The sequence below is a fragment of the Negativicutes bacterium genome, from assembly GCA_021372785.1.
GTDB lineage: Bacteria > Bacillota > JAAYKD01 > JAAYKD01 > JAAYKD01 > JAJFTT01.
Map to the genome: position 1 here is coordinate 1 of JAJFTT010000061.1, position 14,033 is coordinate 14,033.

12 protein-coding genes are annotated in these 14,033 nt (G+C 50.0%); all 12 read left to right on the plus strand.

Annotated features, from left to right (window positions below):
• Positions 1–803: dihydroorotase (locus LLG09_07685; GenBank protein MCE5196990.1), on the plus strand; the 803-nt coding region annotated here is incomplete at its 5' end.
• Positions 803–1,876, plus strand: coding sequence for a glutamine-hydrolyzing carbamoyl-phosphate synthase small subunit (gene carA, locus LLG09_07690; GenBank protein MCE5196991.1), 1,074 nt, complete (start codon positions 803–805; stop codon positions 1,874–1,876). The genes LLG09_07685 and carA, both read left to right, overlap by 1 nt.
• Complete coding sequence (gene carB, locus LLG09_07695; GenBank protein ID MCE5196992.1) at positions 1,877–5,086, plus strand: carbamoyl-phosphate synthase large subunit; 3,210 nt, start codon at positions 1,877–1,879, stop codon at positions 5,084–5,086. It begins immediately after the preceding gene.
• The gene (locus LLG09_07700; protein MCE5196993.1) at positions 5,076–5,891 is read left to right on the plus strand and encodes a dihydroorotate dehydrogenase electron transfer subunit; all 816 of its coding nucleotides are present in this window, start codon (positions 5,076–5,078) and stop codon (positions 5,889–5,891) included. The genes carB and LLG09_07700 overlap by 11 nt, the downstream gene beginning before the upstream one ends.
• Positions 5,884–6,804, plus strand: coding sequence for a dihydroorotate dehydrogenase (locus LLG09_07705; protein ID MCE5196994.1), 921 nt, complete (start codon positions 5,884–5,886; stop codon positions 6,802–6,804). Before LLG09_07700 ends, LLG09_07705 begins: the two co-directional genes overlap by 8 nt.
• A gap of 182 nt (positions 6,805–6,986) precedes the next feature.
• Entirely contained in the window at positions 6,987–8,294 is a 1,308-nt protein-coding gene (locus LLG09_07710) for a hypothetical protein (GenBank protein MCE5196995.1), read from the plus strand.
• A gap of 125 nt (positions 8,295–8,419) precedes the next feature.
• Positions 8,420–9,943: a hypothetical protein gene (locus tag LLG09_07715; GenBank protein MCE5196996.1), complete on the plus strand. Its 1,524-nt coding sequence runs from the start codon at positions 8,420–8,422 to the stop codon at positions 9,941–9,943.
• Between the two features lie 227 nt (positions 9,944–10,170).
• Positions 10,171–11,199 carry an NADH:flavin oxidoreductase gene (locus tag LLG09_07720; protein MCE5196997.1) on the plus strand — a complete coding sequence of 343 codons (1,029 nt, stop codon included), beginning with the start codon at positions 10,171–10,173 and terminating at the stop codon, positions 11,197–11,199.
• Between the two features lie 32 nt (positions 11,200–11,231).
• On the plus strand, positions 11,232–12,503 hold the full coding sequence (locus tag LLG09_07725) for a DUF1576 domain-containing protein (protein MCE5196998.1): 1,272 nt from the start codon (positions 11,232–11,234) through the stop codon (positions 12,501–12,503).
• 7 nt (positions 12,504–12,510) lie between these two features.
• Positions 12,511–12,852 (plus strand): hypothetical protein, encoded by a 342-nt coding sequence (locus LLG09_07730; GenBank protein ID MCE5196999.1) that lies wholly within the window; start codon positions 12,511–12,513, stop codon positions 12,850–12,852.
• Positions 12,853–13,212: 360 nt separating this feature from the next.
• Positions 13,213–13,653 (plus strand): transcriptional repressor, encoded by a 441-nt coding sequence (locus LLG09_07735; protein MCE5197000.1) that lies wholly within the window; start codon positions 13,213–13,215, stop codon positions 13,651–13,653.
• A 133-nt stretch (positions 13,654–13,786) separates the two neighbouring features.
• Complete coding sequence (locus tag LLG09_07740) at positions 13,787–13,945, plus strand: rubredoxin (protein MCE5197001.1); 159 nt, start codon at positions 13,787–13,789, stop codon at positions 13,943–13,945.
• Positions 13,946–14,033 lie beyond the last annotated feature (88 nt).

The following is a 14,033-nucleotide window of genomic DNA, read 5'->3' on the forward strand; positions in this document are numbered from 1 at the left end:
ACGCTTTGGAATACAGTGCCATGTTTGGTTTAACGGTCGCCAGCCATTTGGAGGATCCGGTTTTAACCGAAGGCGGTGTGATGCATCACGGTGCGGTTTCCACCCGTTTGGGACTGCGCGGGATTCCTACCGCAGCCGAAGAGGTCATGGCTTACCGGGATTTGCAGCTGGCAAAATTGGTGAACGGACGGATCCATCTTTGCCATCTCTCCGCGGCGAATTCGGTCCGTCTGCTGCGGCAGGCCAAAGAAGACGGCATCAAAGCCAGCGGTGAGGTCACGGTTCACCATTTGATTCTGACCGATGAGATCGTAGCGCAATCCGATTACGACAGCAATACAAAAATCAATCCGCCGCTGCGCTCCGCAGCAGACCGTCAGGCTTTGATCGAAGGCCTCAGAGACGGTATTATCACCGCTATTGTGACGGACCATGCGCCGCATCATTTGGATGATAAAAGAATGGAATTCGACTCTGCAGCCTTCGGTATTTCCGGTTTGGATACGGCAGTGGCTTTGGTCATGGATCGCTTGGTAGCAACCGGACTGCTCCCGCTGCAGACCGTGATCAAAGCCTTCACCAGCGGCCCGGCAGCGATTTACAATCTGCCGGACCATCGTCTGAGCCTTGGCAGCAGCGCCAATATCACGGTAATTGATCCGCAGGAGATACGTACGGTCGAACCGGAAACGTTTGTCTCCAAAGGTAAAAATACACCTTACGGCGGTTGGCGGTTAAAAGGCTGGCCGGTCTGTACCATTGTGGAGGGAGAAATTCGCTACAGAAGGGGAGTCGAAGTTTAATGGACGGAAAACTGGTATTAACCAATGGCCTTTCATTTGACGGAAAGCTGCACGGCGCCTGCCAGACCGCGATGGGCGAGGTCGTTTTTACGACCGGCATGACCGGCTACTGGGAGACACTCACCGACCCTTCTTATGCCGGTCAGCTGGTCACCATGACTTATCCCCTGCAGGGCAATTACGGCGTCAATCCCCTGAAGGCAGAATCGGAGCATGTTTGGTGCAAAGGTCTGATCGTCAGAGAATTGTGCGACTTTCCCAACCATTTTTTAATGCAGGGCAGCTTGGAACATTTTTTAATCGAGCAGCAGATCACGGTGATCAGCGAACTGGATACCAGGGCATTGGTGCGCCTGTTGCGCAGCTATGGTGTGATGGATGGCATTATCGTGCCGGTTACCGTTTCAGAACAGGATGCCTTAGTGATGCTGAAGGGCATGGCGCATCCCGATTATGTCAAGCAGGTCGCCTGCAAAGAGATTCACCGCATCAAAGGCAGCGGCACGCGGGTGGCGCTGATCGATTTTGGCGCCAAGTCGAATATTATTCGCAAATTGCAGGCTCTGGATTGTGACATTACTGTTTTTCCGCCGGACTCTACCGCGACCCAGGTCATGGCGGAGCAGCCGGACGGGGTTTTGCTTTCCAATGGACCCGGCGCTCCCGAAGTGCAGGTTTCCGCCATCGCCCTGGTCCGTGATCTGGCCGGACGGATTCCAATTGTGGGCATCTGTCTGGGTCATCAGATCATCGCTTTGGCCATGGGGGCAGCCACCTATAAGCTGCCGTTCGGTCACCGGGGTGGCAATCATCCGGTCAAGGATTTAGCGAGCGGACAAGTCCGCATGACCTCGCAGAATCACGGTTATGCAGTGGATTTAGCCAGCGTCCAGCATACACAACTGGAAGTCACCCATATTCAACTGAATGATAATACGGTGGAAGGGTTACGTCATAAGACGCTGCCGATCTGGTCGGTTCAGTATCATCCGGAGGGGTCACCCGGTCCGCTGGATTCATCCAGCCTCTTCGGTTCTTTCCTCAAAACGTTCCAAAGAAAGAAGGGGCGCTAAATGCCAAGGAAATCGTACCTGAAAAAAATCCTGGTCATCGGTTCCGGTCCGATTATCATCGGTCAGGCGGCGGAGTTCGATTATGCCGGCACCCAAGCCTGTCGTGTTCTGCGCGAGGAGGGCGTGCAGGTCATTCTGGTCAATTCCAACCCGGCAACCATTATGACCGACAAAGAAATGGCGTACCAGACCTATCTGGAGCCGATTTCACCGGAAATTGTCACAAAAATCATCGAAAAAGAGCGTCCGGATGGCATTCTGCCTACGCTGGGTGGTCAGGTCGGCTTGAATATGGCGTTGTCTTTAGGGCAAAAAGGGATTTTGGAGCAATATAATGTGGAATTATTGGGGACACCGCTGGATTCCATCGAACGTTCGGAAGATCGGCAGCTGTTTAAAGATGCCATGGAAAGCATTGGTGAACCGGTGCTGGAAAGCTATACGGTCAACGATCTGCCCAGCGCCATTCCCTTTGCCCAAAAAATCGGTTATCCGATTATCGTCCGGCCTGCGTTTACTTTGGGAGGCACCGGCGGAGGCTTCTGCAACAACGAGCAGGAACTCTGTGAGCTGCTGCCCATCGGGTTACGTATGAGTCCCATCAATCAATGCCTGATTGAAAAATCCCTGAAAGGCTGGAAAGAAATCGAGTTTGAAGTGATGCGCGATGCGAAAGACAATTGCATCGCCATCTGCTCCATGGAAAATTTTGATCCGTTAGGCGTCCACACCGGAGACTCGATTGTGGTAGCGCCAACGCAAACGCTCGATGACAGCGATTATCAGATGATGCGTACCGCTTCCCTCAACATCATTCGCAATTTGGGAATCGAAGGCGGCTGCAATGTTCAGTTTGCCTTGGATCCCTACAGCCAGCAATACTATGTCATTGAAGTAAACCCCCGGGTCAGCCGCTCCTCCGCTCTGGCTTCCAAAGCGACCGGTTATCCGATTGCCCGTATTGCCAGCCTGATCGCTCTGGGTTATACCCTTGATGAAATCGTGAACCCGGTAACCGGACGCACCAGCGCTTGCTTTGAACCGACCATCGACTATATCGTAGTGAAGGTTCCGCGCTTTCCCTTTGATAAATTCCGGGTTGCCAACCGTCAGCTGAATACACAGATGAAATCCACCGGAGAGGTCATGGCCATCGGCCGTACATTGCCGGAAGCATTACAAAAGGCTGTGCGTTCTCTGGAGCAGGGTTATGCCGCGGTTTGGACAGCGGAGAGCGCGCTGCTCAGTGAGGAAGAACTGATCCGTCAGATCACCTATGCGGATGACTTGCGTTTATTTCATCTCATGGAAGCGCTGCGCCGCGGTCTGTCGCCGGAGAAACTTTATGAAATCAGCCGCATCGACCCCTGGTTTTTGCATCAATTGCAGCGCATCCCGGCGATGGAACAGCGTCTGCAGTCGGAACCTTTTGGCAGGGAATTGCTGCGTGACTCAAAACGGCTTGGCTTTGCCGACAGTGAAATTGCTCGTCAGAGCCGGCAGACGATAAAAGCAGTCTACGAGCTGCGCATCAGCGAGAAAATAGAACGAACCTATAAATTGGTTGATACCTGCGCCGGTGAGTTTGAATCGGATACGCCTTATTATTATGCCACCTTCGAACAGGAAGACGAAGCGCAGCCGTTAATAGGCAAAAAGGCAGTTGTGATCGGTTCCGGTCCAATCCGCATCGGTCAGGGCGTTGAATTCGATTACTGTTCCGTACATGCCCTGCAGGCGCTGGAGCAGGCCGGTTATCGCTCCATCATGATCAATAACAATCCGGAAACCGTTTCCACCGATTTCAATGTTTCCGATCGTCTCTATTTTGAACCTTTGATGGAGGAAGAAGTCCTGGAGATCCTGAGGAAAGAAAAACCGCAAGGGGTACTGGTGCAATTTGGCGGGCAGACTGCCATCAATTTAGCCCGCTGCATCGATGAAAGCGGTATTCCGATCTTAGGCTCGCAGCTGGATGCCATCGATTTGGCAGAAGACAGAGAGCGATTTGATGACCTGCTGGAGAGCCTGCACTTAGCGCGTCCGGCAGGTAAGGCGGTTCGCTCCTTTGCAGAAGCAAAGAACGCCGTGCAGGAACTCGGTTTTCCGGTTCTGGTTCGTCCTTCCTATGTGCTGGGCGGACGCGGTATGGAAATCTGTTATTCGGTCAATGAGTTGGAAGGCTATCTGCAGGAAGCCGTCCGCATTTCTCCCGATCATCCTGTGCTGATCGACCGCTATATTTTAGGCCAGGAATTGGAAGTCGATGCAATTGCCGACGGAGAAACGGTCCTGATTGGCGGAATCATGGAGCATGTCGAACGTGCCGGAGTGCATTCCGGCGATTCGATTGCAGTCTATCCCTGGTATCATATCGATCCTTGGGTGATCGAAGAAATCTGCGAAGCCACCACAAAAATGGCCCTGGCGCTGCGGGTGAAAGGTTTGATCAATGTCCAGTTTGTGCGTCAGGGACAGAACTTATATATCATTGAGGTCAATCCCCGTTCCAGCCGAACCGTTCCCTTCCTTTCCAAGGTGGCAAATTTGCCCATGGTGCAGATTGCCACCCGGGTCGCTTTGGGGCAGAGCATCAAAGAGCAGGGATATCCGGACGGATTGTGGGCTGCCGGTGATTTCTATGCAGCCAAAGCACCGGTCTTCAGCTGGGCAAAGCTGCGCGGCGTGGAAATTGGCTTAGGTCCGGAAATGAAAAGCACAGGGGAAGTGATCGGTCTGGGTCAAAACAAAGACGAAGCCTTGGCGCGTGCTTTCTGGGCGGCGGGCTGGAAACCTGCCGAACAAAAAGTTTTATTGGCAACCATAGCCGACCGCGATAAAAAGGAAGCGATCCCGCTGATCAAGCAATTTTGGCGGGCCGGTTATAAAGTATATGCCACCAGCAAAACTGCGGAAGCGCTGCAGCAGGCAGGCGTGAAGGTTGAAGAAGTCGCCAAAATCGGCGGCAAAGAACGGACGGTGCTGGATGTGATTGCGGAGGGTAAAATTGATTTTGTCATCAACACCGTCACCTTGGGTAAACTGCCGGAACGGGACGGTTTTATCATTCGCCGTTCTGCGGTGGAGCATGACTGCCGCTATTTTACTTCTCTGGATACTTTGCTCGCCTATTGGCGCTGTCTCAGCTATCTGCAAAACACGGAACACCTGAAACCCGTTAGTTTACAGGAGTATCTCCATGAAAAATAAAGCGCAGAACAAAGCGGCACTGGTGATAGAAAATCAACATCTGAAAGGCAGCTATTGGCTGCTGACCCTGGCGGAAAAAAGCCTGGTTGGTTTGATGCAGCCGGGTCAGTTTGTGAATATCAGACTGAACGGTCTAAATGATCCTCTGCTGCGGCGCCCGATGAGCATACATGCATTCGATATTGAGACCGGACGGTTTAAGGTGCTGTACCAGGTGGTCGGGCGAGGGACCGAAGCCTTAACCGGTATCAAAGCCGGAGAAAGTTTACAGATCTTAGCTCCTTTAGGCAACGGCTTCCCTGATCCGGCTGAACCGCCAGACAATGGTCAGCAGATTGCTTTGATTGCCGGCGGCATAGGTATTGCGCCGCTTTATGCTTTGGCAGAGGATTTGCTGAGAAAAGGGTATTGCCTCACTGTCTATTACGGCAGCCGCAGCCGAGTGGACTTCTTGGTTTTAGAGGAATTCCAGCAGCTTGGCGTGAAACTGGAACTGGCGACCGAAGACGGCAGCTGCGGTAAGCAAGGGTATGTGACAACAGAACTAAGAGAAAACCTGCTGCGAAAGCAGACAAAAGCGGTTTATGCCTGCGGTCCGATGGCGATGCTGAAAGCCTTAAAAAAGGAAACGCTAGGCATGGCAATACCGGTTTGGCTGTCGCTGGAAGCGCATATGGCCTGCGGTCTGGGCGCCTGTCTTGGCTGCACCGTTCGCTTAAAGACTGCGGCTGGCGGCTGGCGTTATGCTTTGATCTGCCAGGAAGGTCCTGCCATAGCGGCGGAAGAGGTGGAATTTGATGAATAAGCAGGTAGATTTGAGCGTAGACATAGCCGGAATTCACTTTCGGACCCCGATTACCACAGCATCCGGCACGTTCGGCTTCGGTCAGGAATATGCCGCTCTGACCGATTTGCATCAGCTGGGAGCGATCACCGTGAAAGGCATCACCCCGGAACCTCGCCAGGGCAACCCCGGCCAGCGCTTAATTGAGACACCTGCCGGCCTGATCAACTCAGTCGGCTTGATGAATCCCGGGGTAGAAGCCTTTTTAAGCGACGACTTGCCCTGGCTGCTGCAGCAGGATGTGCCTTTGATCGTGAATATCAATGGAAAAACAGCGGAGGAATACGGCGAGATGGCAGCCCGTTTGGATCAAGTGGCAGGGATTGCCGCTTTGGAAGTCAATATCTCCTGCCCGAATGTCAAAGAAGGAGGCATGGCCTTCGGAATCAAACCGGAAACCGCCGCGGCGGCGGTTAGGGCCGCCCGCCAGCACACCAACCTGCCCTTGATCGTTAAATTATCGCCCAATGTCACCGATATCGCCTTGATGGCAAAAGTAGTGGAGGCGGAGGGGGCGGATGTGATTTCTTTGATCAATACCATCCTGGCTATGGTAATTGATCTCAAACAACGCAAACCGGTCTTAGCCAATACGTTTGGCGGCTTATCCGGTCCGGCGATCCGGCCGATTGCCTTGCGGATGGTTTATCAGGTATATCAGGCAGTCCGTCTGCCGATCATCGGCATGGGTGGGATCATGACTGCCGAAGATGCACTCAGCTTTCTGATGGCGGGCGCAAGCGTAATTGCTTTGGGTACGGCAAATTTTGTGGAACCGGACAGTATCGGCCAAGTAGCAGCCGGTCTGACGGCGTGGTGCCAAAAAGAGAAGGTGAGTGCGATCAGAGAAATCATCGGCTGTGCGCACAGATAATTCGGCATGGAAGGGAACAACCGGTCAGACGGAGCAGGGTCAGCCGCCGGCCGGTTTTTTTATGTTGAAAATGTTGGTATTCGATCTTTCTCTGGCGCAGCGCTTCGGCTGATTCGCCAGTCTGTATAGAAGGAATCTTTTCTGATTTCTAGAACAATAACAAGAGACGGGAGGCGGTGCGCTTGACATTACAGCCAAAACAGATTTTAGAACGATTGCTGGCAGCCGGATACGATGCTTATTATGTGGGCGGCTGTGTCAGAGACCGGCTGCTGGGAATGACTGCCTCCGATATCGATTTGGCCACCTCCGCCATGCCATCCCAGATCGCCGCGCTGTTTCCGGATGCCAAACTCAATGCGGTGGGGAAACAATACGGTGTTTTGTTGGTTGATGGAACGGAAGTGGCCACTTTTCGGGGCGAAGCCTATTTGGATCCCGGTAAACCATTGGTCTATGCAGTCAGCAATTTTACCGCTGACGCTGCCCGGCGTGATTTTACGATCAACGCCATTGCAATGGACATCAACGAGAATCTGCTGGATCCGTTTGGCGGCCGGCAGGATATTCTCAATCGCCAAATCCGGGCGGTAGGTAAAGCCAAACGGCGTTTTGAGGAAGATCCTATCCGCATTTTACGGGCCGTCACTTTTGCCGCCCGTTTTGATTTCAGCCTGGAAGCAGAAACCAAAGCAGCCATGATGCAATCTGCCGATTTGCTGGATGGTGTAGCACAGGAACGCATCGGCAAAGAACTTCACAAAATGGTGCGAAAAAGAGTCCTGGCCAAAGGTCTGACTATGCTGGCGGATTGTCAGTTACTGGATAAGGTTCTGCCGCAAATCTGTCATCTGGGAAGCGTGGCGCAAAATCCGGCTTATCACCACTTGAATGCCTGGGACCATACGCTGGCTGTGCTGACTTATGTGGAAACAAAAATTCCCCAGGATGATGTTCTGACTTGGGCGGCGATGTTTCACGACTGCGCCAAAGGGCTGCCGGGTATTCGCTCCGTCGATCCGTTCAATAGTCTGCCCAGCGATCATGGTCATGAACGGATGGGCTGTCGAATTTGTGAGCAGTCGATGCTCGGTTGGGAAGTAGCGAAAACAACCCGCCGCCAGGTGAGTAAACTGATTGCCTGGCATATGAGCCTGCCCCTGGAGCTGACACCGCAGGCGGTGACCGATTATTTGAATCATCTGGCCGTTGAATTCAGTAATATTACGGAACTGAGTGCTTTTCTACGGCAGCTCTATCTGTTTAAAACGGCCGATATCATGGGCAAAAACCCGGAACAATGCATCAGCAGATTAACGGAATTGGATGCGGTCTGGCAAATGATCGAACATGCTCTCGCGATTATTCCGTTCTATTTGGCCCAAGCCGGAATTCATGGCGACGGCAGATCAGAAAAAGGGCCTGCTTTGGGTTTGAAATTACGCCAAATGCTGACCGCAGCGCAGAACGAAGCCCTGACTCGCTGGTGATTTTTCGGTTATAAAGCAAAGCAAGCCAAAAAAACCTGGTGAGGGAATGCAGAGAGAAATCACTGCCCGCATCCGGCAGTCATGGATAAGGAGTCGGGCATAAAATCAATGGAGGTGGAATTGCTATGAACCAGATTTTTCCTTTTTTGATCGACGCCAAAGACGTTCCGGTCAGCGCTCATGTTGAAAAAGCGATTGCAACTTGTCTTGTGCACAGCCGGGTGTTTGCTAATACCATTCCCAGAGAAAAGCTGGCAGGGGAAACCTTGCTGACACTCACCCAGGTGCGCTGGCCGATCTTATTGAAGCGCGTCTTTGATCAGGATCGGGCTTATTTGTTTGATCTGCTCGATATTATGGGGGAACAGCTGCAGTTAGCGGTTTCACCCTCCAGGTCGCTCGATACCACTTTGTCGCAGATCAATCAGGGAGATACTTACGAGAGCGATTTGCTGCAAATTGCGGATCATCTCCTGACTCCGTATCCGCCGAAATATCCCAGTCATTTGGTTACGGCCGCCTTTGGTTTACCGGCTGTTCTTGGCAAGGAACGCGCGCTGGAAGTACAGGATTGGGGTGTTTTGCTGACCGGAATGCAAAACGAAGCCATACTGCAGGAAAAAGAGACACTGGAAACCTGGGTGAAAAATTACCGTGCGGAAGATTTTAAAATCGATCAAATGCTGCAGGCGATCAAAGAAAAGTCTCTGCTGCGCACGGAATTTCTGATCCGGCAGCGTGACAAAGCCTTACTGCTGCTGAAGGAAGAAATCGAATCATTGAAACCGGAAATCGAGCAACGGCTCAGTCAATTGAATTCACAGTATCAGGTAACGACCGATCAGAGCCACGAAATGAAGCTGCGTATGGATGCGCTGCAACAGGAAATGCTGCAGCTGCAAAGCAGTCTGGAGCGTTATCGCCAGCTGCAAAGTCCGATGCAAGATTATTATGCGGTGCAATTGAGCAACAGAAAAGAAGAATTTGCCCGCATGGAGGAACTGCTGCATCAGCAGGAAACCGGCTGGATGGATGAATTATCGGCGCAGTCCTATATCACCAGACGTCCTTTGGAAATGATGCAGGAGCAACTGAAGGAAGCGGAACTACAGTGGAAAGCCACGCTTTCCCGGCAGAAAACACTGGAGCAAGCCTTGATTGCCACTTTGCAGGAAGAACAGCTGAAAGTACAGGCTGCCGCTAAGGATTTGATTGAGCGCAGTTTCGTGGTTGGCGCGAATTTACCGGATGAAGTCAATTTGGAACTGCCTTTTATCGTAGCCAAAGCCGGCACACTTTATCAGAACAGTTATTATGTCTTGGCGCCGGGGCGTTTGAAAGGCAGGAATCAATTCACCGGTTTCCTGACCTCTTTATTCAACCGCTTGAATATTCCTTATCTTTGCCGTGATAAAGCCTGGGAAGCGATGGCCAATGCGTTGGAAATCTATCTGAATCGGGTGGATGTCCCGGCAAAACTGTTGCGTATGGTGGAAGAGCATAACCTGCTGGAAAATAAGGACTTTTGGATGGAAGCAATTGAAGGAGTCAATGAATTGGAAGCGCTCGCTTTGCTTTCGGTGAAGGATAGTGAAAACCTAAAAGAAGCCGTCGTGAAGAATTGGGGCGGCAGAGGAGCGGAGAAGTAGAGTGCGAAGCGGACTGCGCTCAGGATTGGCATGGCAGGCTGGCTGACTGCGGACCGGCAGGAGGGACAGCAGAGCAAAACATCCGGCGGCTCAGCAGCTTACGGCCGGCAACCCTGACAATTCTGAAAATTCGAAAGACAGCGCCGGCGGTGAGAGGGATAGAGCAAGACCAGCGCCCGGCAACTGTAGAGTAGAATAGAAAAAATGGAAATGAAGAGGAGATTCGCATGACATTTTTACAAAAGTCCTTACGAGTAGGTTCACTGCAGTTAAAAAATCGTTTGGTTATGCCGCCGATGGCAACCGCAAAAGCGGATGCGGATGGTAAAGTCAATCAGGCAATCCTGGATTATTATGAGGAAAAAACCAAAGGAGGTTACCTTGCCCTTGTGATTATCGAACACAGCTTCATCTCTCTGCAGGGAAAAGCCAGTCAGTATCAGCTTTCTGTTGCTGAAGATGAGGTTGTAGCGAATCTGAAAAAATTGGCGGAAGTCATTCACCAGAACGGCAGCAAGTGTGTGATGCAGATCAACCATGCCGGCAGCACAGCAGCAAAGGAAGTAACCGGTACAGTCGTTGTCGGTCCTTCTGCGGTTCTGCATCCGCGCGGTGGCAGTGAACTTCCGCACGAACTGGATCGGGCGGAAATCGGGCAAATTGTGCTGGACTTCCAAAACGCTGCCAAACGGGTGAAAGAAGCAGGTTTTGACGGGGTTGAGATCCATGCGGCGCACGGTTATCTGCTTAATCAGTTTTATTCTCCGCTCTGCAATCAACGGACGGATGAATTCGGCGGAGCGCTGCAGAATCGCATTCGCTTTCATCTAATGGTGATTGCTGCGGTCCGGCAAGCAGTCGGGGAGGATTTCCCGATTTTTCTGCGGCTTGGTGCAACCGATTATAAAAGTGGCGGCGCCACCATCGAAGACAGTTTAATTGCAGCGCGCGAATTTGAAAAGGCAGGAGTTGATCTCTTGGATATTTCCGGGGGCTTGTGCGGTTATCAAATTCCCGGCGGCACGAATGAACAGGGCTTTTTCGCTCCGCTCAGCGAAGCCATCAAGCAAGTGGTTGCCATACCGGTCATTCTTACCGGAGGAATTACCGAAGCGGCGGCAGCCGAACAGCTGCTGGCTACCCGAAAAGCCGATTTAATCGGCGTCGGCAGGGCAATCCTGCGTGATTCCGATTGGGCCAGGCGCGCGTTCCAGGCGGACTGTTCCAGGGGGACGGGGGTATTGGCACAAAAGTAAAGAACGAAAAACAATCAAGAGGAGGCGAAACATTGAAGCACTCTACTCTTAAGGAAAAAGACATTAGATACTCTCATCTTCTTTTGATGCTTGCTGCAGTTCCAATCCTTTTTTTAATTATTGGCCTTGGTTATGCGGTTAATTTCACCAGGATCGGAGAAATAATAGAAGGTTTCGCCAACATCATTCTGTCGCCTACCATTTTACTTACTGATTTTATCAAGGTTGGCGGGATTGCTGCCGCTTTTATAAACGTTGGTCTGGTAGGACTGTTGAATTTGCTGATAATGCGGCATTACCGTATAAAGATCAACGGTGTCTGGATAGCCGCTTTTTTTACAGCGATTGGTTTCTCTTTTTTTGGTAAAAATTTATATAATATCCTGCCAATTTACCTCGGCGGCTTTCTCTACACGCTCTATCAGAAAAATTCTTTCAAAGATATTTTTGCTATTGTGATGTTTGGTACAGCATTGGCACCATTCATCAGTGAAATAAGCTTTTCCGGTTTGCTGCCGGCCGGTCCTGCGATCGCAGTTGCCATGCTGGCAGGCGTATTTATCGGTTTTGTGCTTGTACCTTTATCCTCTCATATGCTGAGATTTCACGATGGTTATAATCTCTATAATATTGGTTTTACTTCAGGGATTATCGGCACTGTTTTAACGAGTGTTCTGAGGAATTTCGGTGTGAACGTTCAACCGGTTTATATTGTCTCGGAGCAAAATTACCCGATCATTTTAGGGATCCTGCTGTTGATTTTTACTACGCTTATGGCGGCGGGTCTTTGGATCAATCATCGTGCCGTCAAAGATTATCCGAAGATATTTGCTTATCAAGGCAGACTGATTACAGATTTCACGCACTTGGTCGGTTATGGTACAACCTTTGTTAATATGTCTATGCTTGGTTTTATCAGCTTGCTTTATGTTCTTTTAATTGGCGGAACCGTGAATGGACCTGTTTTGGCCGGAATTTTTACGGTTGTAGGCTTTGGCGCCTTCGGTAAACACCTGAAAAATTGTTGGCCTGTGATGGCAGGTGTGATCATGACCGCTTTGTTTTTTGGTTTTGAGCTTTCTGCAACCAATATTGTGATTTCCGTTCTTTTTTCTACAACCTTGGCTCCGATAGCAGGAACTTATGGCCCCGTCATTGGCTTTCTTGCCGGAATTCTGCATATGATTTTGGTTACCAATGTCGGTGTGATTCATGGCGGGATTAATCTCTACAACAATGGATTTTCGGGTGGTTTGGTAGCCGGAATTTTGGTTCCGGTTGTAGATGCTTTTAAAAAGGAGTGAGCCGGGTATGCAGCATGAAGCAAAGAAAATTACACGGATCGTCGATGAACTACTGACGTTGTTATTGCTGAATGAATCGAACGAGATCGATATCAAGATACAAAAACAGAACCAGGAAACGGAGATCACCATGATCCAGCATCAGTACTCTCATGATCAGCGTTTGATCGAGCAATTGAGATTTAACTTGAATGCACCGCGGCAAAAGGAAGTGGAAGGTTATTATTGGCAACTGGCCGGTGAAAATGCCAGCAGCGACGGGCTTTATCTGGTCGGTACGATGGTTGACCAGGCCACTGTAGAAGAAAGAGGAGAAGACCTTTTTATTCATTTAGTCAGAAAAGCATAAGTAGGTTTCTTTTCAAGCGCAATCAGGCTGCAGTCAAAAGGGTTACAGCCGGAATTAAAAAAAAGAGAACCGTTCTTGTGTTTTCATCAGAAATATTCTTGGCCTCAGCATCCATTCTATTTCCCTTTTATAGAAACTTCAACCGCTGAAACATCAATGATTAGGAATACACGGCTATGACTGGTCAAGCAACCGGATCAAAAGCAGAACAATTATTTTTTAGTGTGAATTTCTTAAAAAAAAAAATAAAGGCGGACTATTGACAGGCAGATCAGCATGTGCTAATATAATGGCAATCAGGAATGATTATGATATTGTAATAATTACTAAATTTGTAATTCTCTGAAGGGAAGCCGGAGCATGAATCTGCCATACGAACAAATTGCCTCTGAACTCGTCAGGCACAGCTTAAAACCGTCTCATCAGAGAGTAAAAATCTACGAATATCTTGCGCAGCATTTTGTCCATCCCAATGCTGATCAAGTCTATGACGCACTGAAAAAGGAAATGCCAACTTTATCGAGATCAACCGTCTACAGCACTTTAAAAGCTTTTGTCCAAGCCGGATTGCTGCGGGAGATCACCATCGAAGAGAATGAAATCAGATATGAGTTTAATCTGCAGGATCATGGTCATTTTAAATGCCGGCAATGCGGTGGCATTTATGACTTCGCGATTGATTTGCAGGGTTTTGCCTCCGATCATCTCAGCGGATTTCAAATTACAAATCGAAATGTTTATTTTCAGGGCATTTGCAAGGCTTGTTTGGCTGCCTCGTCGCAGGCAAAACAGCCAAAATAATTGCTCGCCTCATTCAATCGACAGTGTTACTGAAACAAGCCGGGATAGCGATCGGTGTCTAAGCGATCGGTATATATTGGAAAGCATTCCTGCTTTCTTAATATAAATAGGAAAAGAAAAGGAAGGTATGAGCATGAAAAAGTACACCTGTTCAGTTTGCGGTTATGTTTACGATGAAGCAGCAGGAGACCCCGACAGCAGCGTGGCTCCCGGTACCAAATGGGAAGATCTTCCAACTGATTGGATTTGTCCGGTCTGCGGTGCAGACAAAGAAATGTTTGAAGCGGAATAGTCTTTGCCGAACTAAAATTCAGGTTTGACCCTCTCTCGAACTTGTTGTGATCTTACGACAATATGGAATCAATATAAAATGAAAGTGA

What these genes read in the sequence shown, in the direction of transcription:
- LLG09_07740 (MCE5197001.1), top strand. Translation starts at nt 13,787, where the DNA reads ATGAAAAAGTACACCTGTTCAGTTTGCGGTTATGTTTACGATGAAGCA.
- carB (MCE5196992.1), top strand. Translation starts at nt 1,877, where the DNA reads ATGCCAAGGAAATCGTACCTGAAAAAAATCCTGGTCATCGGTTCCGGT.
- LLG09_07730 (MCE5196999.1), top strand. Translation starts at nt 12,511, where the DNA reads ATGCAGCATGAAGCAAAGAAAATTACACGGATCGTCGATGAACTACTG.
- carA (MCE5196991.1), top strand. Translation starts at nt 803, where the DNA reads ATGGACGGAAAACTGGTATTAACCAATGGCCTTTCATTTGACGGAAAG.
- LLG09_07700 (MCE5196993.1), top strand. Translation starts at nt 5,076, where the DNA reads ATGAAAAATAAAGCGCAGAACAAAGCGGCACTGGTGATAGAAAATCAA.
- LLG09_07720 (MCE5196997.1), top strand. Translation starts at nt 10,171, where the DNA reads ATGACATTTTTACAAAAGTCCTTACGAGTAGGTTCACTGCAGTTAAAA.
- LLG09_07705 (MCE5196994.1), top strand. Translation starts at nt 5,884, where the DNA reads ATGAATAAGCAGGTAGATTTGAGCGTAGACATAGCCGGAATTCACTTT.
- LLG09_07715 (MCE5196996.1), top strand. Translation starts at nt 8,420, where the DNA reads ATGAACCAGATTTTTCCTTTTTTGATCGACGCCAAAGACGTTCCGGTC.
- LLG09_07735 (MCE5197000.1), top strand. Translation starts at nt 13,213, where the DNA reads ATGAATCTGCCATACGAACAAATTGCCTCTGAACTCGTCAGGCACAGC.